The organism is Streptomyces solicamelliae (assembly GCF_045348655.1).
GTDB classification, from domain to species: Bacteria; Actinomycetota; Actinomycetes; order Streptomycetales; family Streptomycetaceae; genus Streptomyces; species Streptomyces solicamelliae.
The window spans coordinates 903,794-926,938 of record NZ_CP160404.1; the positions used below are offsets into that span (position 1 = coordinate 903,794).

The 23,145-nt window shown below is 72.4% G+C and carries 25 protein-coding genes and 1 riboswitch; of the genes, 12 read left to right on the plus strand and 13 right to left on the minus strand.

Annotation, left to right across the window (positions count from 1 at the left end; translation table 11 throughout):
• Positions 1 to 412: 412 nt before the first annotated feature.
• Entirely contained in the window at positions 413 to 676 is a 264-nt protein-coding gene (locus ABZO31_RS04175) for a hypothetical protein (RefSeq protein ID WP_406859576.1), read from the plus strand.
• Between the two features lie 151 nt (positions 677 to 827).
• Positions 828 to 1,283, plus strand: coding sequence for a Rieske (2Fe-2S) protein (locus tag ABZO31_RS04180; protein WP_406859577.1), 456 nt, complete (start codon positions 828 to 830; stop codon positions 1,281 to 1,283).
• Here ABZO31_RS04180 and ABZO31_RS04185 read toward each other — a convergent pair.
• Positions 1,270 to 1,923, minus strand: a complete 654-nt coding sequence (locus ABZO31_RS04185) for a cysteine hydrolase (protein WP_406859578.1) — start codon at positions 1,921 to 1,923, stop codon at positions 1,270 to 1,272. The genes ABZO31_RS04180 and ABZO31_RS04185 overlap by 14 nt on opposite strands.
• 121 nt (positions 1,924 to 2,044) lie before the next feature.
• Here ABZO31_RS04185 and ABZO31_RS04190 point away from each other — a divergent pair, with 121 nt between their 5' ends.
• Positions 2,045 to 2,512: a pyridoxamine 5'-phosphate oxidase family protein gene (locus ABZO31_RS04190; protein ID WP_406859579.1), complete on the plus strand. Its 468-nt coding sequence runs from the start codon at positions 2,045 to 2,047 to the stop codon at positions 2,510 to 2,512.
• 46 nt (positions 2,513 to 2,558) lie between these two features.
• Here the strand turns inward: ABZO31_RS04190 and ABZO31_RS04195 are convergent, their stop codons facing one another.
• On the minus strand, positions 2,559 to 3,464 hold the full coding sequence (locus ABZO31_RS04195) for a LysR family transcriptional regulator (protein ID WP_406859580.1): 906 nt from the start codon (positions 3,462 to 3,464) through the stop codon (positions 2,559 to 2,561).
• A 74-nt stretch (positions 3,465 to 3,538) separates the two neighbouring features.
• On the opposite strand from ABZO31_RS04195, the gene ABZO31_RS04200 reads away from it, so the two are divergent.
• Complete coding sequence (locus ABZO31_RS04200) at positions 3,539 to 4,606, plus strand: DMT family transporter (RefSeq protein WP_406859581.1); 1,068 nt, start codon at positions 3,539 to 3,541, stop codon at positions 4,604 to 4,606.
• Here ABZO31_RS04200 and ABZO31_RS04205 read toward each other — a convergent pair.
• Positions 4,560 to 5,891: an aminotransferase class I/II-fold pyridoxal phosphate-dependent enzyme gene (locus ABZO31_RS04205; protein WP_406859582.1), complete on the minus strand. Its 1,332-nt coding sequence runs from the start codon at positions 5,889 to 5,891 to the stop codon at positions 4,560 to 4,562. The two genes, ABZO31_RS04200 and ABZO31_RS04205, sit on opposite strands and share 47 nt — an antisense overlap.
• 35 nt (positions 5,892 to 5,926) lie before the next feature.
• On the opposite strand from ABZO31_RS04205, the gene ABZO31_RS04210 reads away from it, so the two are divergent.
• Both ABZO31_RS04210 and ABZO31_RS04215 read left to right on the plus strand, forming a co-directional pair.
• Positions 5,927 to 6,577: a pyridoxamine 5'-phosphate oxidase family protein gene (locus tag ABZO31_RS04210; protein WP_406859583.1), complete on the plus strand. Its 651-nt coding sequence runs from the start codon at positions 5,927 to 5,929 to the stop codon at positions 6,575 to 6,577.
• A gap of 10 nt (positions 6,578 to 6,587) precedes the next feature.
• Complete coding sequence (locus ABZO31_RS04215; RefSeq protein WP_406859584.1) at positions 6,588 to 7,250, plus strand: FMN-binding negative transcriptional regulator; 663 nt, start codon at positions 6,588 to 6,590, stop codon at positions 7,248 to 7,250.
• 71 nt (positions 7,251 to 7,321) lie between these two features.
• Here the strand turns inward: ABZO31_RS04215 and ABZO31_RS04220 are convergent, their stop codons facing one another.
• From ABZO31_RS04220 to ABZO31_RS04230, 3 genes are all read right to left on the minus strand, one after another.
• Entirely contained in the window at positions 7,322 to 8,302 is a 981-nt protein-coding gene (locus ABZO31_RS04220) for a DMT family transporter (protein ID WP_406859585.1), read from the minus strand.
• A 166-nt stretch (positions 8,303 to 8,468) separates the two neighbouring features.
• Entirely contained in the window at positions 8,469 to 9,455 is a 987-nt protein-coding gene (locus ABZO31_RS04225; RefSeq protein ID WP_406859587.1) for an EamA family transporter, read from the minus strand.
• A gap of 41 nt (positions 9,456 to 9,496) precedes the next feature.
• Positions 9,497 to 10,048 carry a Clp protease N-terminal domain-containing protein gene (locus ABZO31_RS04230; protein WP_406859589.1) on the minus strand — a complete coding sequence of 184 codons (552 nt, stop codon included), beginning with the start codon at positions 10,046 to 10,048 and terminating at the stop codon, positions 9,497 to 9,499.
• A gap of 196 nt (positions 10,049 to 10,244) precedes the next feature.
• On the opposite strand from ABZO31_RS04230, the gene ABZO31_RS04235 reads away from it, so the two are divergent.
• Together ABZO31_RS04235 and ABZO31_RS04240 are read left to right on the plus strand one after the other, a co-directional pair.
• A complete protein-coding gene (locus ABZO31_RS04235; RefSeq protein ID WP_406859590.1) occupies positions 10,245 to 10,451 on the plus strand; it encodes a hypothetical protein in 207 nt (68 codons plus the stop codon).
• A 105-nt stretch (positions 10,452 to 10,556) separates the two neighbouring features.
• Positions 10,557 to 10,985, plus strand: a complete 429-nt coding sequence (locus ABZO31_RS04240; RefSeq protein ID WP_406859591.1) for an SRPBCC family protein — start codon at positions 10,557 to 10,559, stop codon at positions 10,983 to 10,985.
• Between the two features lie 71 nt (positions 10,986 to 11,056).
• Here the strand turns inward: ABZO31_RS04240 and ABZO31_RS04245 are convergent, their stop codons facing one another.
• Positions 11,057 to 11,680 (minus strand): PadR family transcriptional regulator, encoded by a 624-nt coding sequence (locus ABZO31_RS04245; RefSeq protein ID WP_406859593.1) that lies wholly within the window; start codon positions 11,678 to 11,680, stop codon positions 11,057 to 11,059.
• 292 nt (positions 11,681 to 11,972) lie between these two features.
• On the opposite strand from ABZO31_RS04245, the gene ABZO31_RS04250 reads away from it, so the two are divergent.
• Positions 11,973 to 12,782 (plus strand): PhzF family phenazine biosynthesis protein, encoded by an 810-nt coding sequence (locus tag ABZO31_RS04250; RefSeq protein WP_406859594.1) that lies wholly within the window; start codon positions 11,973 to 11,975, stop codon positions 12,780 to 12,782.
• Between the two features lie 4 nt (positions 12,783 to 12,786).
• Here the strand turns inward: ABZO31_RS04250 and ABZO31_RS04255 are convergent, their stop codons facing one another.
• Both ABZO31_RS04255 and ABZO31_RS04260 read right to left on the minus strand, forming a co-directional pair.
• Complete coding sequence (locus ABZO31_RS04255; RefSeq protein ID WP_406865249.1) at positions 12,787 to 13,512, minus strand: CPBP family intramembrane glutamic endopeptidase; 726 nt, start codon at positions 13,510 to 13,512, stop codon at positions 12,787 to 12,789.
• 145 nt (positions 13,513 to 13,657) lie between these two features.
• The gene (locus ABZO31_RS04260; protein ID WP_406859595.1) at positions 13,658 to 15,154 is read right to left on the minus strand and encodes a glutamate--cysteine ligase; all 1,497 of its coding nucleotides are present in this window, start codon (positions 15,152 to 15,154) and stop codon (positions 13,658 to 13,660) included.
• Between the two features lie 500 nt (positions 15,155 to 15,654).
• Here ABZO31_RS04260 and ABZO31_RS04265 point away from each other — a divergent pair, with 500 nt between their 5' ends.
• The gene (locus ABZO31_RS04265) at positions 15,655 to 16,257 is read left to right on the plus strand and encodes a hypothetical protein (protein WP_406859596.1); all 603 of its coding nucleotides are present in this window, start codon (positions 15,655 to 15,657) and stop codon (positions 16,255 to 16,257) included.
• Positions 16,258 to 16,513: 256 nt separating this feature from the next.
• Entirely contained in the window at positions 16,514 to 16,720 is a 207-nt protein-coding gene (locus ABZO31_RS04270) for a DUF5999 family protein (RefSeq protein ID WP_406859597.1), read from the plus strand.
• A gap of 66 nt (positions 16,721 to 16,786) precedes the next feature.
• On the opposite strand, the gene gcvP is transcribed toward ABZO31_RS04270, so the two are convergent.
• Positions 16,787 to 19,672 (minus strand): aminomethyl-transferring glycine dehydrogenase, encoded by a 2,886-nt coding sequence (gcvP, locus tag ABZO31_RS04275; protein ID WP_406859598.1) that lies wholly within the window; start codon positions 19,670 to 19,672, stop codon positions 16,787 to 16,789.
• Positions 19,673 to 19,849: 177 nt separating this feature from the next.
• A riboswitch (glycine riboswitch) is annotated at positions 19,850 to 19,945 on the minus strand.
• 115 nt (positions 19,946 to 20,060) lie between these two features.
• On the opposite strand from gcvP, the gene ABZO31_RS04280 reads away from it, so the two are divergent.
• Entirely contained in the window at positions 20,061 to 20,429 is a 369-nt protein-coding gene (locus ABZO31_RS04280) for a PRC-barrel domain-containing protein (protein ID WP_406859599.1), read from the plus strand.
• Here the strand turns inward: ABZO31_RS04280 and ABZO31_RS04285 are convergent.
• From ABZO31_RS04285 to ABZO31_RS04295, 3 genes are all read right to left on the minus strand, one after another.
• Positions 20,426 to 21,772, minus strand: a complete 1,347-nt coding sequence (locus ABZO31_RS04285; RefSeq protein ID WP_406859600.1) for a DNA polymerase IV — start codon at positions 21,770 to 21,772, stop codon at positions 20,426 to 20,428. The two genes, ABZO31_RS04280 and ABZO31_RS04285, sit on opposite strands and share 4 nt — an antisense overlap.
• A 112-nt stretch (positions 21,773 to 21,884) precedes the next feature.
• On the minus strand, positions 21,885 to 22,493 hold the full coding sequence (locus ABZO31_RS04290; RefSeq protein ID WP_406859601.1) for a MerR family transcriptional regulator: 609 nt from the start codon (positions 22,491 to 22,493) through the stop codon (positions 21,885 to 21,887).
• A gap of 172 nt (positions 22,494 to 22,665) precedes the next feature.
• Complete coding sequence (locus ABZO31_RS04295) at positions 22,666 to 23,139, minus strand: bifunctional nuclease family protein (protein WP_006123076.1); 474 nt, start codon at positions 23,137 to 23,139, stop codon at positions 22,666 to 22,668.
• Positions 23,140 to 23,145: the final 6 nt, after the last annotated feature.

Below are 23,145 nucleotides of genomic sequence, written 5' to 3' on the forward strand. Positions count from 1 at the left end.
CCTCCCCGGGCGTCATGCCCAAGAAGAAGCCGGCCCCGGCGCCAGCGCCCAGCACCCCGGCGACGCCGAAGAAGGAGAAGTACTCCGACCGGGACGGCTACATCTCCCTGTTCAAGGCGCCCGGGCGCGGCAAGGGAGCCGACCAGTACGCGAACGGCTATCGGGCCGCCGACTTCCCCAAGGACGCGGAGAACGACGGCAAGGCCTACTTCGGCCGGCGGTACAGCCTGGTCGAGGAGAAGTACGCGAGGTACTACGGGGAAGGCGTCATCGAGATCCGTATTCCCGAGGACGACTACAATCGCTACTTCAAGCAGTACGAGAAGGCCTACGAGGGCGGGCCCGATGTCGAGGTCCCCATTCCCAACACCGATTTCGACCGGCTCAACACCTACGACAGAAACTGGTACAAGTGACAGACGAGTGGACCGCGACGAAGCAGAAGTATCCGGTCGGCTCGTCCCTGAAGGGGACCGTCACGAGGGTCGCTCCGTTCGGCATCTTCGTCTCGGCCGAGGGCACACGACCCTCCGGGGTGGTCGCGGATCTCGCCGGAATGCACAAGGACCCCGCCGACGACTCGGTGGTGATCCGGCCCGAGGTCGGTGACCCGGTCACCGGCGTCGTGGTGGAGCATTCGGAGCACAACGAACAGCTGAAGATCCATCTGACCTGATCTGATCTGATCGCACAGGTCGCGGAAGAACGGGCGGGTGAGCCTCCTCAGGAGACTCACCCGCCTTTTCGCTCTTCTCGTCGAACGCTTCCCGCGTCGCGCCCGTACTCCTTCGTGAACGCAGGAAACCGGAAGAGTCAGGGGAGCTGGGATGAGCGGAGTGGCGCGCCGGACGGTGGTCGCGGCGGCGGGTGGGGCCGGGCTGGTCGGGGTTCTGGCGGGATGCGGTGGTTCGGGGGACTCTGGCTACGGGACGTCCGGCAGTGCGTCGGGGACGTCCGGGGCCGCGGGGAACGACGCCCCCAAGGGCGGGGGCGGCGGGGCCGTGCTGGCCAAGACCTCGGACATCCCGCAGGGCGGCGGCAAGGTGTTCGCCGATCAGGGTGTGGTGGTGACGCAGCCGGTGGCCGGGGAGTTCAAGGCGTTCTCCTCCTCGTGCACCCACTCGGGCTGCGCGGTGAAGGACGTCGTCGACGGGACGATCACCTGCCCCTGTCACGGCAGCGCCTTCTCCGCCGCGGACGGCAGCGTGAAGCAGGGCCCGGCGACCCGGCCGCTGCCCGCGGCGCAGATCACGGTCGACGGGGACTCGATCACGCTCGCGTGACGCGGCCCGACCGCTTCCAGCAGCCGAGCACCTGCTGGGTGGTGGTGACCGTGGACACCAGGGCGAGGGTGTGCCGGAGGACCTCGGCGGTGTACTCCGCCGGCACGCCCGCGACCGCGTCGCCGGGCACGACGGCCGTGTAGCCGAGGTTGACGGCGTCGAAGACGGCGTTCGGGATCGCCACGTTGGCGGAGACGCCGGTGACGATCAGCGTGCGGCAGCCGAGGTTGCGCAGCAGCGGGTCGACGTCCGTGCCGGCCAGCGGGGAGAGCCCGTGCAGCCGCCGGACGACGAGGTCCTCGTCGGCGACCTCGAGCGGCTCGGCGATCCGTACGGCGGTGCTGCCGGTGTGCTGCTGCACCGGCAGCCGGGCGGCGGCGCGGAACAGCCGGGCGTTGGTGTTGGCGGCCCGCCCGTCGGGCCGTCGCTCGGCGACGGCGTGCACCACCTGCACGCCGGACTCGTGGGCGGCGGCGACAAGCCGGGCGATGTTGCGCAGCGCGCCCGACGCGCGGGCGGCCGCGGCGAGTTCGGGCAGGGCGCCGTCCCGTCCGACGACACCCTGCTGGCATTCGACGGTGAGCAGCACGGTGGTGGCCGGATCGAGCTGTTCCTCGAGCGACACGGAGTGCGATGCCATGACGTCCTCCTTGCCCTTCGTCCTGATTCCCGGTCGCGCGACGGTAACGGCCATTGCGTCAGGACGGAAGAGCGCCCATGCTTCACTGACGAATCGTCAGTTCATTGGGGAGGCACGCCAGATGGCCGTCACACAGCGCCGCGGACGCAGGATCATGATGACGCCGGCGGAGATGGACGCCTTCCTCGCCGAGCAGCGCACCTGCCGGGTCGCCACCGTCTCCGCCGACGGCCGCCCGCACGTCAGCGCCCTGTGGTTCGCCTGGGACGGCACCTCGCTGTGGCTGTACTCGATCACCCGCAGCCGCCGCTGGGCGGAGCTGCGCCGCGACCCGCACCTCGCGGTCGTCGTCGACGCCGGCGAGGAGTACGGCGAACTGCGCGGCGTGGAGCTGTCCGGTACCGCGGTCTTCGTCGGGGAGGCCCCGCGCACCGGCGAGCCGTGCCCCGAACTCGACGTGCCGGAGCGGCTGTTCGCCCGGAAGAACTTCGGTCTGGACGAGATGCCGCACGACGGCCGGCACGCCTGGCTGCGGCTCACCCCGGACGCCGTCGCCTCCTGGGACTTCCGCAAACTGGCCGGGCTCTGAGCTGGGGACGGGGACGGGGACGAGGGACGAATACGGGGCTCCCCCTCTACTCCCCTGCCACCCGGCCCGCCTCGCGCAGCGCCTGCACGGCCGCGCGGATGGACGGTCGCCGGTCGGCGTCCATCCGCCAGACCGCGTAGATGTGCCGGCGCACCCGCTGCCGTACGGGCACGAGCACGACACCGTCCGGCACCGGGCCGCGGCCGAGGCGCGGTGTGACGCAGACGCCGAGCCCGGCGGCGATCAGCGCGAGCTGGGTGTGGTGCTCGCCGGCCAGGTGGGCGATGCGCGGCTCGATGCCCTGGGAGCGCAGGGTGAACATCAGCCACTCGTAGCAGAACTCGCCCTCCGGCCAGGACACCCAGTCGTCGTCGGCGAAGTCCACCAGGTCGGCCTCGGAGCGGTCGGCGAGCGGGTGGTCGAGAGGCATCGCCACATCGGCGGAGTCGTCGAGCAGATGGGCGCGGGCCAGACCGCCGGGCACGGGCATCCGCTTGTTGTTCCAGTCCAGGACGATCGCCAGGTCGGCGTCCCCGCGCAGCACCTCGCGGATGCCGCGCTCGGGCTCCAGTTCGCTGGTGCGCGCCCGCAGCTCGGGGTGGTCGACGCGCAGGGCGCGCAGGGCGGCCGGGAACAGTCCCCGCGCGGCGGTCGGGAAGGCCGCGATGCGCACCTCGCCGACGACACGGCCGCGCTGCGCCTCGATGTCGGCCTGGGCCATCTCCACCTGGGACAGGATCCGGGCCGCGTGTTCGGCGAGCAGCCGGCCGGCGTCGGTGAGCCGGACGCCCCGGCCGTTCTTGGCGAGCAGCTGCTGGCCGACCTCGCGCTCCAGCTTGGACAGCTGCTGCGAGACGGCGGAGGTCGTCACATGCAGGCCGTCCGCGGCGCCGCTGACCGAGCCGTGGCGGGCGAGGGCGTCGAGGGTCCGCAGGCGCTCCAGGTTCAACATGTAAGCAATGCTACGAGAAAGCACGCAGGAATTCTCGCTTGTTCTACGACGTGTGGAGCGCCACCCTTGACGTCATGACCCGCACCCGCCGTACCGTCGACTGGCGCCTCCGCTTCGCCGCCCTCGCCCTGATCTGGGGCTTCAGCTTCGTGTTCATCAAGGTCGGCAACGAGGGCTTCGCGCCCTTCCAGGTGACCTTCGGCCGTCTCCTGTTCGGCACGGCGGTGCTGGCCGTCGCCATGGCGGTCAAGCGCGAACGGCTGCCGCGCGGGCTGCGCACATGGGGTCATCTGGCGGTGGCGGCGTTCCTGCTGAACGCGCTGCCGTTCTCGCTGTTCGCGTACGCGGAGCTGACCATCCCGTCCACGCTGGCGGGCATCTGCAACGCCACGACGCCGCTGTGGGGCATGCTCCTCTCGCTGGTCGCGCTCTCGGAGGACCGTCCGACGCGGCTGCGGGCGGCGGGCCTCGGCATCGGCTTCGTCGGCGTCCTGACCGTACTCGGGGCCTGGCAGGGCTTCTCCGGCCTGGACGCGACCGGCACGGCGATGGCCCTGCTCGCCTCGTTCAGCTACGCGGTCGGCTGGATCTACGTGCGCCGCACGCTGGCCGGCAACCCGGCCTCGAACCTCTCCCTCGCGGGTTCCCAGGTGGGCCTGGCGACGATCCAGCTGGCCGTCGTCACCCCGGTGTTCACGACCTTCCCGACGTCGTTCGACGCGCTCCCCCTCCTCTCCGTCCTGGCCCTCGGCGCACTCGGCACGGGCTACGCGATGCTCCTCCAGTACGGCATGGTCGCGGAGGTGGGCCCGACGACGGCCTCGATGGTCACGTACTTCATCCCGGTCATCGCCACGGTGGCAGGCGTGGCCCTCCTCGACGAGTCCCTGGCGTGGAACACGCCGGTGGGCGCGGTGATCGTCCTGGCGGGTGCGGCGCTGACGCAGACCCGCGTCCCCGCCGTCGTGGGCAATCGCTCCTCCCGCGGACTCCGTCCGGGAGGTGCCCCCGGGGCGGAACGGCTGGGCACGACGGACGGCGCCCCTGCGGGCGCCTCCGGCCCCGGCTCGCACCCCCACCGAGAGCCCGCCGCACTCACCCGTACGCCCGCGCCTGCCCCGGCCCCGCCGCCGCGGCGATAGCGTCGGCCAGGGGCTCGAGGTCCGAGACCGCGAGCCCCGACACCGTCACCCGCACCGCAGGCCCCGCCGCCGCCCGGAACCGCGCCCCCGGCGCCACCGCCCACCCCGCGGCCAGCAACCGCGTCACCGCCCCCGTCTCGTCCGCGACCGGCACCCACACGTTCATGCCGGTCACCCCGTGCGCCCGCACGCCGCGCGCCGCCAGGGCCCGCACGAGTCCGTCACGCCGCTCCCCGTACCAGCCGGCCACCGCCGCCGCGTCGACCGCGCCGCTCGTCCAGAGGTGGGCGACGGTGCGCTGCAGCAGGTGGCTGACCCAGCCGGGGCCGAGCCGCTGCCGCCCCATGACCCGGTCGAGGGTCACCGGGTCGCCGGTCAGCGCGGCGACCCGCAGGTCGGGCCCGTACGCCTTGGCGACCGAACGCACCAGCGTCCAGTGGTCGGTGACGCCGCCGAGCGGGTGCAGCGGCACGTCGACGATGCCGTGACCGTGGTCGTCCTCGACGAGCAGCGCCGCGGGGTGTGCGGCGAGCACCGCGCGCAGCGCGGCGGCCCGCTCCGCGGTGACGGCCGCACCGGTGGGGTTCTGCGCCCGGGCGGTGACGATCACGGCCCGCGCCCCGCCGCGCAGCGCACGTCCGACCTCCTCCGCCAGCGGCCCTTCGTCGTCCACGGGCACGGGCACGGGCCGCAGCCCGAGCGCGGGGACCAGATCGAGCAGGCTTCCCCAGCCGGGGTCCTCGACCACCACCGCGTCACCCGGCTTCAGATGCGCGTTCAGCACGCGTTCGACAGCATCGAGGGAGCCCGAGGTTACCGCGATCGGCCCGTCCGGCACACCGTCGGCGTCCAGGGCGAGACGGGCGAGCCGGGCGAACTCCTCGTCCACGGCCCGCTCCCCGTACAGCACGGGCCGCTCGGCATTGCGCCGCGCGGCCTCGGCGAGGGCCGCGCCGAGGTCGGGCAGCAGCGCGGGCTCGGGGTTGCCCGCGCCGACGTCGCGCACGCCTGCCGGGGCCTCGACGCGGATCGTGCCGCGGGCCGTGGTCGCGGGCTTGGGGCGTACGCGACTACCGCGCCGGCCTGCGGTCTCGATCACCCCGCGCTCCCGCAGGGTGCGGTACGCGGCCGCGACCGTATTCGGGTTCACGCCGAGCTCCGTCGCCAACTCCCGCATGGGCGGCAGAAGTTGACCGGGCAGCAGAGCCCCCGAGCCGACCCCGCGCTCCACGCTGGCCGCGATCTCCGATGCGCGACGCCCTTCGATCCGATACTCTCCTAGCACAAACCAGATTATGCACTAGTGCAATGGAGAGCGCAATGTCGAAGACGGGATACGAGCCCACCGAGCGGACCGTCCCGAGCCGCAGCCGCGACCGCATCTCGTACGACCAGGACCTGGTCCACTCGATACTCGACGAGGCGTACGTCTGCCATCTCGGCTTCGTCCGCGGCGGCAAGCCGATCGTGCTGCCGACGCTGTACGGCCGGATCGGCGAGCGCCTGTACGTGCACGCCTCCACCGGCTCCGGCCAGGCCCGGTCGGCCGACCCCGGGCTCGAGGTCTGTCTGACCGTCACCCATGTCGACGGCCTGGTCCTGGCCCGGTCCGCGTTCCACCACTCGCTCAACTACCGCTCCGTCGTGGTCCTCGGCACCGCCCACCGGGTCACCGACCCGGAGGAGCTGCACGACGCCCTGAACGCCCTGGTCGACCAGGTCGTCCCCGGCCGTTCGCAGGACTCCCGCCCGGCGAACGCCAAGGAGCTCGCCGCCACGGCCGTACTCCGCCTCGACCTCACCGAGGTCTCCGCGAAGGTCCGCACCGGCGGCCCGAACGACGACCCCGCGGACCTCGGCCTCCCCCACTGGACCGGCGTGGTCCCCCTGAGCACCGTGTACGGCAGCCCGATCCCGGCCGAGACCCTGGCCCCGGACGTCGCGCTGCCCGACTACCTGACGGCGCTGTGAGGGCCGGCCCGTGCTGATCCACCCCTGGGACGCGGCCCACGACGAGGGCGAGTGGCGCGACTGGCTGGCCGGCCACGACTTCGGCCAGCTCGCGGTCAACGGCCTGCCGGGCGAGCCGCCGTGGGTGCAGCCGATGCACTTCCGGTACGACGCCGAGCCCGGCCCGTACGGCCGGGTGATCGCCCACCTCGCCCGGCCGAATCCGCTGTGGGCGGCCCTGGAGACCTGTCCGGACGTCGTGCTGAGCGTCGTGGACGACTACGTTTTCGTGCCCGGCACCTGGGCCGCCCCCGAGGGCGCCCCGGCCGCGCACGGCACGCCGACCTCGTTCTACGCGGCGGTCCAACTCCGTTGCACGGCGCGGGTGGTGGACGACCCCGCCGAGAAGGCCCGGCTGCTGAACCGCCAGGTGGCGCATTTCCAGCCGCAGGGCGGCACCGCCCCGGTCTGTCCGGGCGAGGCGCCGTTCGGGCGGTTGCTGCCCGGCTTGCGGGTCCTGGACCTCGCGGTGACAGACGTGCGCGCCAAGTTCAAGTACGCGCACAAGAAGCCGCTCGCCGTGCAGGACCGTATCGCCGCCGGACTGCTGAGCCGTGGCGGTCCGGGCGACGCGGCCGCGCACGCGCACCAGGTGCGCCGCCGCCCGGAGACGGAGCGCGGCCGGAAGCCCTAGTCGACAGCCCCGGCCCTGGCCGACGGCCCCGGTCCGCGCCCACCCTCACGGCGTGTGCGCCGTCGCCTCCGTCACGCCGTCGCCGCCGGTGCCGCACGGCGACGGGCCGCCGCCGTGCGGGCCTCGGCCGCGGCCAGTCCGGTCACCGCGGTCAGGAGCAGCAACGTGCCGCCGACGGTGGCCGCCGTGAGTTCCTCGCCGAGCAGCGTCACCGCGATCAGCGCGGCGCTCACCGGCTCCAGGAGCATGATCACGGAGACCGTCGCCGCCCGGACGACGGCCGCCCCGGCGAAGTACAGCGCGTAGGCGAGCGCCGTCGGCACGGCGGCGACGTACACGAGCAGGCCGATGACCTCCAGCGGCCGTCCGGTGTGCGGGAGCAGGCCCTCGAACGCGGCCATCGGCAGCAGCCCGGCGGCGCCGATGGCGAAGGCCCACGCGGTGGTGGACAGGGAGTCCACGCCGCCGCCGTCCCGGCCGAGCCAGCGGGTGAGCAGGGTGATCGCCGCGTACCCGGCGGCGGAGAGCACGGCGAGGACGACGCCCAGCGGGCGGACCTCGGCGCTGCCGCCGCCGAGCACGAGCACCCCGAGCCCGGCGAGCGCGCCGGCCACGGCCGTGGCGCCGCCGCGCCCGAGCCGTTCGCCCATCAGGATTCGCGCGCCGAGGGCGATCAGGACGGGGCCCGCGCCGAGCGTGACGACGGTGCCGACGGCGAGTCCGGTGGCCTCGACGGCCGCGAAGTAGGCGCTCTGGAAGACGGTCAGGCCGATGCCCGTACCGAGGATCCGCAGCAGCCGCCGGCCCTGCGGTTCGACGGTCACGGACGCCGGCGCCGTCGCGCGGGACCGGCGCAGCAACAGCACGGGCAGCAGCAGGACGAGTCCGCCGACGCACCGCCAGAAGGACAGTGCGAGGGGGCCGAGGTCGCTGGCGCGGAAGACCAGGGACGCGGCGGCGCCGGCGGTGCCCCAGGCGATGCCGGCGACGACGAGGTAGACGAGGCTCCGCCCGACCGCGGGCAGGGGGGAGTGCGACAGGTGGTTCGACACGTGGGTTCGTTCTCCGTGGGAAGACGGGTGAGGGTCGCTCGACTCCGCACGGGCAGCGACGGACCACCCGGGGGCGAACGCCACCGGGCCTGGTCTACGTCGGGAGGGTGCCGCCCGCGCCTAGGCGGCGGGAGGCGGAAGCACGGTCGCATGCATGATCGGCACCTTAAGGGGCGGTTCGTCCGGCCGACAACTCGGTTTCCCGCTCGGCGGCCCCGGACCCGGCCACCGGCTCCGGGGCCGCCGCCTTGGGCGTCGCGGACTGCGCGATGAACGCCCCGACCAGCACCAGCGCGCCGCCGATGAGCTGCGGCGCCCCCAGGTGCTCGCCGAGCAGCACCCAGGCGAGCACGGTCGCGATCACGGCCTCCAGGCAGGCGACCACGCCGGCCACCTGCGGCGAGAGCCGGCGTACGGACAGCACGCCGGTGACGTACGCGACGACGGTCGCGATCAGCACGATCCAGCCGAGCAGCAGCCAGGCCGGCACCTCCGCGCCGTCCATGTGCGCGACGCCGGTGACCACGGACCAGTCCATGCCCCACGGCCGGGCGATCACGGTGAGCACGAGGGCACCGATGAGCAGTCCGTACGCGATGACGCCGAGCGGGTCGGCGGGCTCGGCCTCGTCGCTGCCCTGGTCGGACAGGACGAAGTAGCCGACCTGGCAGCAGGCCGCGGCCAGGGCGAGCAGCAGGCCCAGCAGGTCGAAGCTCAGCCCGGACCAGACCTGGACGACGCAGGCGAGACCGCCGACGGCGAGGACGACGCCCAGCGCGGCGGCCCGGGTCACCGGCCGGCGCTGGACGAACCGCACCCAGCCGAGGACGAGGGCAGGCGCGAGGTACTCGACGAGCAGCGCGACGCCGACGGGGATGCGGGAGATGGCGGCGAAGTAGCAGGCCTGGACACCGGCCACGGCCAGCAGGCCGAAGCCGGCGAGCAGGGCGGGCTTGCGGCGCAGCAGATCGCGGTGGCGCCAGGCCACCGGCAGCATGACGAGGGCGGCGCCGGCCACCCGGAGCCACACCACGTGCAGCGGGTCGAGTCCCGCTTCGATCAGCGGCTTGGCCGCCACTCCCGATCCACCGAATGCGAAGGCCGAAGCGAGGGCGAGTCCCAGGCCGGCGCTTCTCCCCTGAGACGCGTGCATCGGGCCATCATGACAGGGCGCCGTCAGGTGCGTAACCCCCGTTACACCTGTTGAGACAGCTCCGCGATCCGGGCGGTCAGCGCGTCGGGGTCGACCCCGGCCCGGCGCAGCACTTCGACGGCCCTGCAGTCGGGGTCGGCGACGAGGACGTCGAGCACGTCGAGCCCGGCGGCGCGGGGATCGCCGCGGCGGGCGGCCCGCGCCAGGGCGCCGTCCATGGCGGCGGCCGCGGCCGGCGACCAGCCGCCGGGCCCGCCGGGGCCACGCGCGACCTCGACGTCCCTGGACGCGGAGCCGGGCTGCTGCTTGGGGCCGGACCTCCGCCAGCGCAGCCCGTACCCGATGCTCCGCTGGACCAGGTACCCGAGCACCCGGGAGACCTGCGCCTGGCCGGCGAAGGCCGCGCGGACGGCGGGGTCGGACTCGACGAGGGAGTGCAGCAGATGCGCGGTGTCGACCTGACGGTCCCCGTCCCGCAGGGCTCGCCGGCGCGCCCCGGCGACGGCCATGGCCAGCTCGACGGTGAGCCGGGACTCGATCGCGACGCGGTAGGGCGTGGGCTGGGCGGGAATCCGCGGGACAGGATGGTGCACCCTTCCACCTCACCATCCCCGGGCGCCCGGAACATCCCCGCCGAGCATCATCTGCGCATCCCACGTGAGGTGGGCAACGACGCCCGCACCCTCCTCCCTGGGGATGAGATCGCGCGGATTCGGTGCGTGCGGCGCGCGCCGCCTTGCCTCGCACCCCAGACGCAACCACGACCCCGGTGGAATTCGTCCTAGAAGTATGTTCTGGATGGTCGCTCTTGTCGCCGTGGACGGTCGGCAGTACGTCTACCGCGTGTACGCCCCGCGGAAGGCGCTGCCCGCCGACCTCTTCTGGGCCGCCTACCACTGCCACGAGGAGGACGGCCGGCCGCGCGCCTCCGACTGGTTCGACGCGGCCGAGATCCGCTGGGTGGGCGGCTCGGAGGAACTGGCCCGCCAGAGCTGAACGAGGCGCGCGCACACAGAATCTGACGGTTCATCAGTATTGAATGTTCGACCCCGCCCGGCTACGTTCCGCGACACCGGAAGCCCGACGAGAAGGGGTGGTCGCATGGCCGAAGTGAGCGCGGAGGCACGGATCGAGGCACCGGCCGAGAAGGTCTGGGCCCAGCTGACCGACTTCACCGCGTACGGCGAGTGGAACGCCACCCACACGAGCTTCCCGAACGGAGGCCCGGAGAACCTGGCGGCCGGCGCCACCTTCGTCGAGAACATGAAGCTGATGGGCTTCCCGGCCGAGGTGCAGTGGACGGTGGAGGAGTTGGAGACCGCGCGGGTCCTCGCGATCCGGGGCAAGGGTCCGATGGGTGTCATCGTCGGCACCCGGTACGCGCTGACGCCGGACGGCGGGGCGACGACCGTCCGCGTCGAGGGCGAGTTCACCGGGGCGGCGGTCTCGCTGATGGCGGGCAAGCTGAAGGACTCGGCGACGGCCGCGCTGAACGAGTCGCTGCGCAAGCTGGCGGGCCTGGTGGCCTGACTCCCCCGGAGACGGCGGAGGGCCCCGTGGCAGATCGCCGCGGGGCCCTCCGCTCATCATGAGCCGTCGACTCAGTCCTCGTCGGCCAGGATCAGGTACAGCTTCTTGCGCGCCTCGTTGATGACCTCGACGGCCTTCTGCCGCTGGTCGGCGTCGCCGGTCTTCCAGACCTGCCCGAACGCCTCCATCAGGCCGAAGCCGGCCTGCCGGATCTCGTTCACGGCATCCCAGTCGACACTGCGCCCGGCCTCCTCCCAGGGGGCCTCCGGGCCCGACTCGGCCTCGGTGCGGCCGGCGTCGGTGAGCGTGAACAGCTTCTTGCCGCCTTCGCTCGCGCTGACGATCAGCCCCTCGTCCTCCAGGAGCTGGAGGGTCGGGTAGACCGAGCCGGGACTGGGCTTCCAGGCCCCGCCGCTGCGCTCGCCGATCTCCTGGATCATTTCGTAACCGTGCATCGGGCGGTCCTTCAGCAGCGCCAGGATCGAGGCGCGCACGTCGCCGCGCCGCGCCCTCCCCCGGCCGCCGCCGCGTCCGCGGCCGCCGCCGAACGGTCCCCCGAAGCCCGGCCCGAACGGACCGAAGGCCGCGCGCCGCGCCTCGAAGTCGCCGCGAGCGAAGCCGCCCCATCCGCGATGGCCGGGGCCGCAGTTTCCGTGTCCGCGGCCGTACTCGTGGTCGTGTCCCTGTGAACGCATCGCTACGCTCCTTCCATCGTCGATCTGTCGCGATGCTTCGACGATATATCGGAATACTTCGTTGAGCAAGCATCGAGCCGAACGAACCGGGACACCGGGGGCGGGAGCGGTCAAGCGGTGTGGCGCGTGACGAAGTCCGCGATCGCGTCCTCCATCTGCTGCAGGCCGGGCCACTGAGCCCCAGGGCCCCTGAGCCACCGACCCGACGCCACTGACCCGTTCGCTCGGCATCGGGCCAGCCGTCCCGGATTGGCCTTGGTCCGTCTCTCCCCGGAGCCCGTACCGTCTCCCCATGCGCATCCGAATCGTCGACGCCTTCACCGACCGCCCGTTCGCCGGCAACCCGGCCGGCGTGCTGCTCCTCGACTCGTTCCCGGACGACCACTGGCTGCAGAAGGTCGCCGCCGAGGTGAACCTCTCCGAGACGGCCTTCGCCCACCCGCTGCCGCCCGGCGGGGAGGCCGACTGGGCGCTGCGCTGGTTCACGCCGACCACCGAGGTCGACATGTGCGGCCACGCCACGCTCGCCACCGCGCACGTCATCAACACGGTCGAGCGGGCCGAGGGGACCGTGCGGTTCGCCGCCCGGTGCGGCATCCTCGGGGCGACCGCCGAGGCCGACGGCACGATCACGATGGACTTCCCCACCTCCGAGCTGAAGCCCGTCGCGGCCCCCGCCGGGCTCACCGCGGCCCTCGGCGCGGAGGTCGTCTCCGTGCACGACACCGCGGCCCACATCGGCGACCTCCTCGTCGAGCTGAACGACGAGGAGACGGTACGGAGCATCACGCCGGACCACGCGGCCCTGAAGGGCCTGTCCGACCGCGGGATCATCGTCACCGCGGCGGCCGAGAAGCCCGAGCGCGGCTACGACTTCGTCTCCCGCGGCTTCTTCCCGGGCGTGGGCATCGACGAGGACCCGGTCACCGGCAGCGCCCACACCGCGCTCGCCCCGTTCTGGGCAGGACGGTTCGGCCGCGAGGACCTCACCGGTCTACAGGGCGGCGCCCGTACCGGCATGGTGCGCACCCGGCTGCGCGGCGAGCGCACCCTGCTCACGGGGCACGCCGTGACGGTGATCGAGGGCGAGCTGCGCGCCTGACGGCTCAGCCCGTCGGCAGCCAGTCCACCCGGCCGGCCAGCAGCCCGTACCCGACGAACGCGACGATGTCGAGCAGGGCGTGCGCCGCCACCAGGGGGCCCACCCGCCCCCAGCGGCGGTAGAGCAGGACGAACACGACGCCCATCACCACGTTGCCGACGAAGCCGCCGATCCCCTGGTACAGGTGGTACGAGCCGCGCAGCACCGAACTCGCCGCGAGCGCCGCCCACGGGGTCCAGCCCAGCTGGTCGAGGCGGCGCAGCAGGTACCCGACGACGATGACCTCCTCGACGACGGAGTTCTGGATCGCCGACAGGATGAGGACGGGGTACTTCCACCAGACGTCCGGCAGCGCCTCGGGCACCACGGTCAGGTTGAACCCGGCCGTGCGCGCCGCGAGATAGAACGCGAGCCCGGCGCTGCCGATGCCGGCCGCGATCAGCGCGCCGCGGCCCAGGTCCTGCCAGGGGCGCTTCAGGTCGAAGCCGATGGCCCGCATCCCGGCGCCCTCGCGGAACAGCAGATGCGCCACGAGGGCGACCGGCACGAGGGCGCTCGCGATGCCGAAGAGCTGCCAGGCCAGGTCGAGCCAGGGGCGGTCCGGGGCGTACGAGCCGTTGAGCGTGGCCGCCTGGTCCTTGAGGCCGCCCGGCTTCGTCAGCGAGCCGATGAAGCTGATCAGCGCCGACACTCCGCTGGCGCCCAGCGACAGGGCGAGCACCAGCAGCATCTCGGACCGCAGGATCCGCCGTGGCAGCTCCTCCGGAGGAGAAGGAAAGGCCGCCGCACCCGACTCCGCCCGCACACGTGCCTCCACTACGCCGTTCACCCCTCGGGTCTCATCCAGCCCCGCCAGGGTAAACGGCGTCCCTGTGCTACAACCCCGCCGGCCAGGTGTGCACCGGTGCGTCGGTGTGCATCAGCTCCGTGTAGCGGCGGGTCGTCGCGGCGAGCGCCGCCTGCCGGCCGAGCCCCGCCGCCAGTCCCCGGTGGAACGTGTCGACCTGCCAGGAAGCGCCGTTGGTCCGCAGCCGGCAGCGCTCCTCGATGATCCCGAGGTAGTGGTCGCGGTCGGCCGGGTCGATCTGCCAGGCGTCGAGACCCGCCGCGGCGAGCGGCAGCAGTTCGTCGCGTACGAGCTTCACCGCGGGCACCGTGGCGACGCCGCCCCCGCGGCCGGGCCTCGGCCAGCGCAGCTCGGCGTCGATCCCGTACCGGCACGCCGTGTCGAAGTTGGCCTCCGCGTCCGCGAACGGCAGCCGCCGCCACACCGGGCGCGGCTCGTCGGCCAGCGCGCGCACGAGCCCGTAGTAGAAGGCCGCGTTGGCGACCACGTCGGAGACCGTCGGCCCGGCCGGCAGCACCCGGTTCTCCACCCGCAGGTGCGGGACGCCGTCGACGACCCCGTACACCGGGCGGTTCCACCGGTAGACCGTGCCGTTGTGCAGCACCAGCTCCTGCAGGGAGGGCACGCCGCCCTGGTCGAGGACGCGGAGCGGGTCCTCCTCGTCCATCAGCGGCAGCAGCGGCGGGAACCAGCGCAGGTTCTCCTCGAAGAGGTCGTACGCCGAGTCCACCCACCGCTCCCCGAACCAGGTCCGCGGGCGCACGCCCTGCGCCTTGAGCTCGGGCGGGCGGGTGTCGATGGCCTGCTGGAACAGCGGGGGCCGGGACTCGCGCCACAGCTCGCGCCCGAACAGGAAGGGCGCGTTCGCCCCGACGGCGACCTGCACCGCGGCCACCGCCTGCGCCGCGTTCCACACCGAGGCGAACCGCGCCGGGGTCACCTGGAGGTGCAGCTGCACGGAGGTGCAGGCCGCCTCGCAGGCGATCGACGAGGAGGTGCAGCGCAGCCGCTCCACCCCTTCGATGTCGAGTGCGAAGTCCTCGCCGCGGGCGGCCACCAGCTGGTCGTTGAGGAGCATGTAGCGGTCGACCGCGGAGAGATGCTCGCTGACCATGTCGGCGTGCTCGAGCGTCGGAAGTATGCCGATCATGAGAACGCCGGCGTCCACTTCCCTGGCCATGCGATCGGCATATCCCAGACCGGCACGGAGTTCTTCCGCGAGCTGGTCGAAGACCCGGCCGCCGAGCCGGTGCGGGGCGATGTTGACCTCGAGGTTGAACATGCCGAGTTCCGTTTGGAAATCACGGCTGGCGATGCGGTCGAGGACCTCGGCATTCATCATCCGGGGCAGGCCGTCGCCGCCCGCGAGATTGAGCTCGATCTCCAGGCCCATCAGATTGCGCGGCCGGTCGAACCTCTTCTCCGCCAGCAGCCGCGCCAGTCCCGCCAGGCACTGCTGCAACTTCCTGCGGTATTTCTGTCGATCGGACAGGTCGAACCCGTCTGCCACGACCTTCTCCCCCATCGAAGGGTCCCTCCTCGAGTGGGCAGCCCACGGCTCCGTCGCTCGCGTCACGGACGATAATGCCCAGCTGACTGATCCATAACGCCTGCGCGGCCGCCGATCGGCCGGTAGTCTGAGTAACGCCGAACCACCGGCACTTACCCCGGGCACGACGCATCACGCATATTCCGTCGAAGCCGAGTACGACAGGTTCGGACCGGCACCGAATCAATTCGGCCGTCCGTCCCTACGGAGAACTCGCAGGCCGTGGACGTGCGTTCGCCGGAAATCCGGCGTATCCCCCGGAGAACAAGACCTGATCGGGCCTTGCCGGGAATATCGCGCACGGCTAGCGGAAACAATGTCTGAACAGCCGTCGTATAAACTCCGCGGACGAGGCAGAGTGTCGGCGCCCGGTCATGCCCGCGTGTCCCGCTTCCGGCCCGGCCCCGCAGCCGACAGCGCCGTCCGTCCGCGTCTGCCCGCATCACCCTTGTCTCTTGAGCGAGAGGCGACCCACCATGCTCCAGCCTTCTCCGGCCCCTGCGCCGGCCCTGCGCACTGTCCTCACGGCCCTCGGTTCCCCCACCGCCGTCCGCGAGGCACGCACGCCCGCACTGCGGTCCCACCAGGGACCACTGAGCCCCGAACTGCCTCTGCCCGTCCACGTGTTGGACGTACGCGATCACGTCACCCCGTCGGCCGAGCCGCCGCGCACCCGGCTCACCGGCTGGCGGTTCCTGATCCGGGGCGCCGAACGGGCCGTGGCCGCCGGGGACGCCGTCCTCACGCCCGACGGCTGGTCCTTCTCCCACTTCTTCGAGGGGCCGTACCTCGCCGCCACCGAACGCGCCCTGGTCCAGGCCGAGTCGCTGCCCGGGACGTACCAGCCGCGACTGCTGTCCGTCCCGGACCTGTACATGCTGACGCTCTGGCTGCACGGCGACACCGCGGCCGACGGGGCCGACGGGGTCCCCGACCCGGCCGACCTGCTCATCCCACTGGCGCCCGCACCCCCCGGGATCGCCTCGCACCGGCCCTACCGGGTCGCCGATCTGCTGCCGGTCCTCACCCTGCGACTGGCTCCCACACCCCTGTTCGGCTCACCGGCCCCCGCCGCCTGAGCACAGGCGTACGGGGCCCCCTCCGTACGGACTAGCCCGCCGGGACCATCCCGAACCATCCGAAGGGGCCGTGCAGTTGGATTGAACCGCCCGCGCGGGTGATGCGTCATTCTCTAGTAGGAAGAGCTGCCGTGAAATCCCTGCGGATCGCCTTCCGTAGGGGAACACTGGACCGTACGAACTCACCACGGGGGCGGCCATGAACAACGCATCGAGCCGCAGGACACTCACCACCACGCAGCGAAAGAACCCATCCATGTGCCAGCATCAGCCTGCCTGTCCGACCGCCGACTCCGCCGACCGGGAGGCGGCGCGCCCGGTGGCGCACCACCCGGAACAGGGCTGGAGTCTGCTGTGCAACGGCGTCCTGCTCTTCGAGGACACCGGTGAGCTGCTGCCGGACGGCCAGGTCATCGCGCCGCACCGGCCGCTGACCACGGGTCAGGTGGCGCAGGCGGCCTGAGCACCACCCGCACACGGCGAAGGGCCGGCCCGGAGAGGATCCTCCGGACCGGCCCTTCACTCATGCTCAGGCGTCGTACTCGTCCAGCGGCGGGCAGGAGCAGACCAGGTTCCGGTCGCCGAACGCACCGTCGATGCGGCGCACCGGCGGCCAGTACTTGTCCGCGGCGGAGACGCCGGCCGGGAAGACGGCCTCGTCGCGGCTGTACGCGTGGTCCCACTCGCCGCCCAGCGCGGCCGCCGTGTGCGGCGCGTTGACCAGCGGGTTGTCGTCGGCCGGCCACGTGCCGGAGGCGACCTTCTCGATCTCGGCGCGGATCGCGATCATCGTGTCGCAGAACCGGTCCAGCTCGGCCAGGTCCTCGGACTCGGTCGGCTCGATCATCAGGGTGCCGGCGACCGGGAACGACATGGTCGGCGCGTGGAAGCCGTAGTCGATCAGGCGCTTGGCGATGTCGTCGACGCTGACGCCGGTGGCCTTGGCCAGCGGACGGATGTCGACGATGCACTCGTGCGCGACGAGGCCGGCCGGACCGGTGTACAGCACCGGGTAGTGCGGCTCCAGGCGCTTGGCGATGTAGTTCGCCGCGAGCACCGCGACCTGGGTGGCGCGCTTGAGGCCCTCGCCGCCCATCAGCCGGACGTACGCCCAGGAGATCGGCAGGATGCCGGCCGAGCCCCACGGGGCGGCCGAGATCGGGCCGACGCCCGTCTCCGGGCCGGCCGTCGGCTGCAGCGGGTGGTTCGGCAGGTACGGGGCGAGGTGGGCGCGGACGCCGACCGGGCCGACGCCGGGGCCGCCGCCGCCGTGCGGGATGCAGAAGGTCTTGTGCAGGTTCAGGTGCGAGACGTCGCCGCCGAAGTGGCCCGGCTTGGCGAGGCCGACCAGCGCGTTGAGGTTGGCGCCGTCGACGTACACCTGGCCGCCGGCGTCGTGCACCGCGGCGCAGATGTCGGCGACGTGCTCCTCGAACACACCGTGCGTGGACGGGTAGGTGATCATCAGCACCGACAGCTCGTCGCGGTACTGCTCGATCTTGGCGCGCAGGTCCTCGACGTCGACCTCGCCGTCGTCGGCGGTCTTGACCACGACGACCTTCATGCCGGCCATCACGGCGCTGGCGGCGTTGGTGCCGTGCGCGGAGGACGGGATGAGGCAGACGGTGCGCTGCTCGTCGCCGTTGGCGCGGTGGTACGCGCGGACCGCGAGCAGACCGGCCAGCTCGCCCTGGGAACCGGCGTTGGGCTGGATGGACACCTTGTCGTAGCCGGTGACCTCGGCGAGGCGCTCCTCCAGCTCGGTGATGAGCGTGACGTAGCCCTGCGCCTGCTCGATCGGCGCGAACGGGTGGATCTGGCCGAACTCGGGCCAGGTCACCGGCTCCATCTCGGTGGTCGCGTTCAGCTTCATGGTGCAGGAGCCGAGCGGGATCATGCCGCGGTCGAGCGCGTAGTCGCGGTCGGCGAGCTTGCGCAGGTAGCGCAGCATCGCGGTCTCGGAGCGGTGCGCGTGGAAGACCGGGTGGGTCAGGTACGTGTCGGAGCGCAGGCCGTCGGCCGGCAGCGCGTCCTCGGTGGCGGCGTCGAGGGCCTCCACGTCGGCGGTCACGCCGAAGGCGGACCAGACGGCGGCGAGCTGCTCGCGGCCGGTGGTCTCGTCGCAGGACATCGACACGTGGTCGGCGTCGACGCGGTACAGGTTGACGCCGGCCGCGCGGGCGGCGGCGACGATCTCGTCGGCCTTGCCGGGGACACGGGCGGTGAGGGTGTCGAAGAAGGCGCCCTGGGTGAGCTGCACGCCGCCGGCGCGCAGACCGGCGGCGAGGATCGCGGCGTAGCGGTGGGTGCGCTGCGCGATCGTCTTCAGGCCGTCGGGGCCGTGGTAGACGGCGTACATGCCGGCCATGACGGCGAGCAGCACCTGCGCGGTACAGATGTTGCTGGTGGCCTTCTCGCGGCGGATGTGCTGCTCGCGGGTCTGCAGGGCGAGGCGGTACGCCTTGTTGCCGTCGGCGTCGACGGAGACGCCGACCAGGCGGCCGGGCAGCGAGCGGGCGTGCTTGTCCTGGACGGCCATGTAGCCGGCGTGCGGGCCGCCGAAGCCCATCGGGACGCCGAAGCGCTGGGTGGTGCCGACGGCGATGTCGGCGCCGAGGGAGCCCGGGGAGGCCAGCAGCGTGAGGGCGAGCAGGTCGGCGGCGACGGTGACGATCGCGCCGAGCTCGTGGGCCTGGTCGATGACCGGCTTGATGTCGCGGACCGCGCCGGAGGCGCCCGGGTACTGCAGCAGCACGCCGAAGACGCCGCGCTCGGCGAGCTCGGCGGGGATACCGGCGGACAGGTCGGCGACGACGACCTCGACGCCGGTCGGCTCGGCACGGGTCTCGATGACGGCGATGGTCTGCGGCAGCGCGTCGGCGTCGACGACGTACACGCCGTTCTTGACCTTGCCGACCCGGCGGGAGAGCGACATGGCCTCGGCGGCGGCGGTGCCCTCGTCGAGCAGCGAGGCGCCGGAGGTGGGCAGGCCGGTGAGGTCGGCGACCACGGTCTGGAAGTTGAGCAACGCCTCCAGGCGGCCCTGCGAGATCTCCGGCTGGTACGGCGTGTACGCGGTGTACCAGGCCGGGTTCTCCATGACGTTGCGCAGGATGACCGGCGGGGTGAAGGTGCCGTAGTAGCCGAGGCCGATCATCGGCGCGAGGATCTGGTTGCGGTCGGCGAGCGTGCGCAGCTCGGCGAGCACGTCCGCCTCGGTGCGGGCGGCCGGCAGGCCCAGGGCCTCGGCGCTCTTGATCACGTCCGGCACCGCGGCGGCGGTGAGCTCGTCGAGGGAGCCGTAGCCGACCTGCGCGAGCATCTTGGCGCGGGCTTCGGCGTCCGGCCCGATGTGCCGCGCCTCGAAGGGGATGCCCTGTTCGAGTGCGGAGAGCGGGGTGCGGTTGGCGGTCATTGCGGAGGCCTCCTGGTCGTCACGACCCTGAAGGGGCACCACGGCGCAGGTGCCCGGACGGCCTCCCCCTCTGTCATCTCAACCTGAGAGCTTCACCGGCGCGCATGGGAGCAGGCCGGCTTTCACCGTCGGTGAGAGCGGATGCCGTGGGACTACCGCTCTGCTTTCCAGAGTGACCTCGTCCGCGCGGTACGGGGGCCTGAGAGATTCCGGGGAGGATTTGCTCCTTCGGCGCCTCCGGAAGTCTCCGGAGGACTCTCCCGCGCGGGGTCGACAGCCACAGCCAGCCTACCAGCGCCCTTGCGCCTCCAGATCGCTCAAGTGGCCGATATCTCTGTTGTGCACTTTCGTAGGGGTTGGAGAGCAGTTGCGACCATCTGGAGGGACCGTGCAGACCGATATCGATCCGCGCAGCCTGATCGGCCGCAAGGCGTACGACCGCAACGGGGCCAAGATCGGCACCGTGGACGAGGTGTACCTGGACGACGCGACCGGAGTCCCCGAGTGGGCCGCCCTCCGCACCGGCCTGTTCAGCCGTGACGCGTTCGTCCCCCTGGAGAACAGCGAGCTGGCCTCGGACGGCCTCCACGTGCCGTACGAACGGTCCCTGATCAAGGAGGCCCCGGACTTCGGCGTCGGCCGGCACCTCTCGCCGGAGCAGGAGATCCAGCTCTACCGCCACTACAACATCGCCCTGCCGCCCGCGACCCACGAGGACCGCGACTTCGGCCGCCTCGCGGGCCGGGACGACAGCTAGCTCCGCGGGACCAGCGGCAGCGGGTCGGCGGGTTCCAGGTCGGGATCGTCGACCTGGAAGGTGCGTACGCGCCCGGGCGCGGAGCCGGGCTCCTCGAAGCGCACCGTGACCCGGCCGACGCCGCTGCCCTGCACCCAGCCGGGGCCGTACACGGCGTGCCGGAGGTCCTGGCCGGGAGACCAGTGGCGCTCGCGCGGCGGCTCCGACTCGGACGGCTCGGCGGCGACGGGCCCCTCCTCGGCCGGGGCCGAGGGGTCGGGAGCCGCGGCCTCCGCGGCCTGCGCGAACAGGTCCTCCTGCGTGTAGTCGGCGAGCCCGCTGACACCGACCCCGAGCAGCCGTACCCCGCCGGTGGTGTCCACGCCCTCGAGGAGCCGGGCGGCGGCCTCCCGGACCACGCCGAGGTCGTCCGTCGGCCCGCGCAGGGTCTCGGAGCGGGTCAGCGTCGAGAAGTCGAAGCGGCGCACCTTCAGGACGATCGTCCGCCCCGAGTGACCGGAGGCCCGCAGCCTCCCCACGCAGCGCTCGGCGAGCCGCTCCACCTCGATCCGGATCCGCAACCGGTCGTGCAGGTCCACGTCGAAGGTGTCCTCCACGGACACCGACTTGGCGTCCCGCTCCGCCACCACGGGCCGGTCGTCGTACCCCAGGGCCATGCGGTGCAGCGACGAGCCGTGCGCCCGCCCCAGCAGCCGTACGAGCTCGTCCTCGCCGGCCGCCGCGAGATCCGCGACCGTGGTCATCCCGGCCCGCCGCAGATGCTCTCCGGTGGCCGGCCCGACGCCGGGGATGATCCGCACCGACTTCGGCCCGAGCAGCTCCCGCTCGGTGCCCGGCTCGATCAGCACCAGACCGTCGGGCTTGGCCTCCTCCGAGGCGATCTTGGCGAGCATCTTCGACCCCGCGAGCCCCACCGACCCCGTCAGCCCCGTGGTGCCGAGAATGTCCCTGCGCAGCCGCTCACCGGCCTCCCGCGCACTCGCCGAGTCCCAGGCCACACCCCCCGCCTCGAGGTCCACGAAGGCCTCGTCCAGGCTCAGCGGCTCGACCAGCGGGGACAGCCGCCCGAGCAGCTCCATGACCTGCTCGCTGACCGCCTTGTACAGCGCGAATCGCGGGTACAGATAGGCCGCGTTGGGCGCGAGCCGGCGCGCCTGCGCCGTCGGCATCGCGGAGTGCACCCCGAAGCGCCGGGCCTCGTACGAGGCGGTGGCGACGACCCCGCGCGGGCCGAGCCCGCCGACCACGACGGGCTTCCCGCGCAGGCTCGGCTTCGCCGCCTGCTCGGCGGCGGCGAAGAACGCATCCATGTCCAGATGCAGGATCGTCGGCGCGGCTCTCACAGGTCCGATGCTGCCCTACGGCACTGACAACGGACCCGCACTGGCGTGCGAGTCCGTCAGCGTGTCGCCGTCTCGGACGGCCTTGTCGCTTCTCGGACGGTCCTGTCGCGTCTCAGACGGCCTTGTCGCGTCGCCGCCGGGCCGCCAGCTCGTCGCCGGGGTTGTGGCCGATCAGCGTCTCCCCGGTGTCGACCCGCTCGCCGTGCAGCTGCGACAGCGCCGCCTGGACGTCCCGCCACACCACGCCGACCGCGATGCCGAAGACACCCTGACCGCCCTTGAGCAGGTCCACCACCTCGTCGGGCGAGGAGCACTCGTACACCGTCGCGCCGTCGCTCATCAGCGTCATGCGCTCCAGGTCCTGGAACCCGCGGGCGCGCAGGTGCTGCACGGCGGCGCGGATGTTCTGCAGGGCGACACCGGTGTCCAGGAACCGCTTGACGATCTTCAGCACGACGACGTCGCGGAAGCTGTAGAGGCGCTGCGTCCCGGAGCCGTACGCGGGCCGGACGCTGGGCTCGACCAGGCCGGTACGGGCCCAGTAGTCGAGCTGCCGGTAGGTGATGCCCGCGGCGGCGCAGGCCGTGGGCCCGCGATAGCCGATGCTTTCGGTGCCGGCGTCGGAGGGCACGTCCGCCGTGCCGCTCTGGAGCGGGTACAGCCCACTCTCTCCCGGAGTGCGTCCGAGAGCGCCCCCTGCCGTGCCGTCGCCGCTGCTCATCACGCCGACCCTCCGTCCTTGACCTGCCCACTCGACGGTAGGCAGTCACTCGGGGTGCGTCAACGATCGCCACACTCGGCACGCCGAGTGATAATCACCCTGAGAGTGGTTTCCCGTGTCTCTCTGCGGGAAAGGCTACTCGAATGCGCTGAGCGCACCGGCGCCACGAGGGTCACTGGCTGTTGGTTCCGAAGTCCTCGGGGGAGATCTGGTCGAGGAACTCGCGGAACTTCTCCACCTCGTCCTCCTGTTCGTCCGGAATGGCGATACCGGCGTCGTCGAGGACGCCGTCGCTGCCGTAGATCGGGGTCCCGGTGCGCAGCGCCAGCGCTATCGCGTCGGACGGCCGGGCGCTCACCTCGACACCGCTGGCGAAGACCAGCTCCGCGTAGAACACGCCCTCGCGGAGATCGGTGATCCGCACCTCCGTGAGCTCCTGGCCCACGGCCTCGAGGACGTCCTTGAACAGGTCGTGCGTCAGCGGCCTGGCAGGGGCCATGCCCTGCTGGGCGAAGGCGATCGCGGTCGCCTCACCGGGGCCGATCCAGATGGGAAGGTACCGGTCGCCTCCCACTTCACGCAGGAGCACGATCGGCTGGTTGGAGGGCATTTCCACCCGGACACCCACAACGTCGAGCTCGTTCACACAGCA